Genomic DNA, 2,910 nt, shown 5'->3' with positions numbered 1-2,910 from the left:
CCGCGTGGGCCACGCTGCGGCCCGCCGCGCTGCCGGGGTCCGGACCCCCCTCGGGGCGGGTCGGCACGCGCCCGGTGGCGGCCGGGGCGGCGGCGCTGGCGGGCCTGGCGCTCGGCCTCGCCCGGGAGGCGTCGGTCGATCTCGGCTGGCGCGATGCCGGGATCGCCGCGGCGGCGGAGACCGGGCACGCCGCGGGCTGGGTGCCGCTGCGGGTCGCGGCGGAGGGTCGCAAGGCCGATCTCGCGGCGCGGTTCGACGCGGCGCGCGCCGCGCTGGTTGGGCAGGGCGGCTTCGCCATTGACCTGCCGCTGCGCGAGCCCGGGCTTGACCCGCGGGCGCGGCCGGCCCTCGCGCTGTCGGAGGCGGCGGGGCCGGTGCCCGGCGCGCTCCTGACGCTGGAGCTTCGCCCCGAGGGGGCCCGGCTGCACCACGATACCGGCGCCGTGCCGGAGGCCTTCGCCGACCTCCTCGCCGAGCGGCTGGAGGCCCTCGAGGCCGCCCCGGCGGAATGCCCGGTCGCCGCCCTGCCGCGGACCGGCCGGCGCGAACGGGCGCTCCTGACGCACGGCTGGAACGACACCGCGCGCCCGGTGCCGGAGGTCACGATGGCCGCCGCCTTCGAGGCCCAGGTCGATCGCAGCCCCGGGGCGGTGGCGCTGATCGCCGGGGAGACGCGGCTGAGCTACGCCGCGCTCGACGCCCGCGCCAATGCCGCGGCGCATGCGCTGCGCGGGCTCGGCGTGGCGCCCGGCGTGGTGGTGGGCCTGCTGCTGCCGCGCGGGCCGGACCTGATGGTCGTGGCGCTGGCGGTGCTGAAGGCCGGCGGCGCCTACCTGCCGCTCGACCCGGCCTATCCGGCGCCGCGCCTGGCGCATTACCTCGAGGACAGCGGCGCCCCGGTCGTCGTCACCAACGCCGCGCTGCGCCCGGCGCTGGGCCGCCATCCCGCCCGGGTGCTCGACCTCGACGCGCCCGGCGCACTGGAGGGCCAGCCCGAGACCCGGCCGGCGCCGGCGGCGGGGCCGGAGGATCTGGCCTATCTGATCTACACCTCGGGCTCGACCGGGGCGCCCAAGGGGGTGATGGTCGAGCACCGCAACGTCGCCAACTTCTATGCCGGGATGGACGAGCGGGTGCCCGATCCCGGCGGCACCTGGCTCGCCGTGACCTCGTTGAGCTTCGACATCTCGGTGCTGGAGCTGTTCTACGCCACCGCCCGGGGCTTCACCGTGGTCCTGGCTTCGGAGAGCGCGCGGCTGCCCGGCGGCGGGCCGGCGCCGGCTCCGGCCCCGGACTCCGGGAGCGCGTCCCCGCTGCCCGACCTGTCGCTCTTCTACTGGGGCCGGGACGAGGGCGCGGGGCGCGAGAAATACCGCCTGCTGCTCGAGGGCGCGCGCTTTGCCGACCGCAACGGCTTTGCCGCGATCTGGACCCCGGAGCGGCATTTCCACGAATTCGGCGGCGGCTATCCCAACCCCTCGGTGACCGGGGCGGCGGTGGCCGCGGTGACCGAGCGGCTGGCGGTGCGCGCCGGATCCTGCGTCGCGCCGTTGCACCACCCGGCGCGCATCGCCGAGGAATGGGCGGTGATCGACAACCTCACCGGCGGCCGTGCCGGGCTGGCGCTGGCGGCGGGCTGGCAGCCGGAGGATTTCGTGCTGCGCCCCGAAAACGCGCCGCCGGCCAATGCCCGCGCGCTGCAGGAGGCGGTGGAGACGCTGCGCCGGCTCTGGCGCGGCGAGCCGGTGGCCTTCCCGGGCCCCGACGGGCGGCCCTGCGAGGTGCGGACCCAGCCGCGCCCGGTCTCGCCCGACCTGCCGCTCTGGATCACCACCGCCGGCAATCCTGAGACCTGGCGCCAGGCCGGCCGCATGGGCGCCAACGTGCTGACCCATCTCCTGGGCCAGAGCGGGGCCGAGCTGGGCGAAAAGATCGCGCTTTACCGCGCGGCGCTCACCGAGGCCGGGCACGACGCGGAGGCCTTCACCGTGACGCTGATGCTGCACACCTATCTGGCCGAGAGCCGCGAGGCGGCGCGTGCGGCGGCGCGCGGGCCGATGAAGGCCTATCTGCGCTCTGCCGCCGGGCTCATCCGCTCCTATGCCTGGGCCTTCCCGGCCTTCAAGCGCCCGGCAGGGGTGGCCGAGCCCGCGCAGCTCGACCTCGGGGCCTTGTCGGAGGCCGAGATGGACGCGGTGCTCGACTTCGCCTTCGAGCGCTATTTCAGCGAATCCGGCCTCTTCGGCACCGTCGCGGATGCCCGCGCGCAGGCCGAGACCCTGCACCGCCTGGGCGTCGGCGAGATCGCCTGCCTGATCGATTTCGGCATCCCGACCGACGCCGTGCTGGACGGGCTGCGCCCCTTGGCAGAGCTGACCCGCGGCCCGGCGCCGGAGGCGTCCGACCTGTCGGTGGCGGAGCTGATCCGCCGCCACCGGGTCACCCATCTGCAATGCACGCCGTCGATGGCGCGGATGCTGCTGCTCGACGAGGAGGCGCGCGGCGCGCTGAGCGGCCTGCGCCACCTGATGCTGGGCGGCGAGGCGCTGCCGCGGCCGCTGGTGGCGGAGCTTGCCACGCTCACCGGCGCGGAGCTGCACAACATGTACGGCCCCACCGAGACGACGATCTGGTCGGCCACCGGCCCGGCGCATCCGCCGGCCGAGGGCGCGGCCGGTGCCGGCCCCGCGCCGATCGGCCGGCCGATCGCCAACACCGCGCTCTACGTGCTCGACGAGGGCGGCGCCCCGGCGCCGGTCGGGGTGGCGGGCGAGCTCTTCATCGGCGGCGCCGGGGTGGCCCGGGGCTACTGGAACCGCCCCGACCTGACCGCCGAGCGCTTCCTTGCCGATCCGTTCCGCGGCGGGCGGATGTACCGCAGCGGCGACCTGGGGGGGGGGAGTGACGATG

The 2,910-nt window shown here is 76.6% G+C and carries 1 protein-coding gene; it reads left to right on the top strand.

Annotated features, from left to right (window positions below; all coding sequences use genetic code 11):
* Positions 1 to 2,910, top strand: a 2,910-nt coding sequence (locus ACXYMW_RS19650; RefSeq protein WP_459037024.1) for a MupA/Atu3671 family FMN-dependent luciferase-like monooxygenase, incomplete at both ends; no start/stop codon positions are given.

The organism is Roseivivax sp. CAU 1761 (assembly GCF_054482755.1).
Note: the sequence above shows the minus strand (reverse complement) of the source record. Positions and strands in the feature narration are given on the sequence as shown.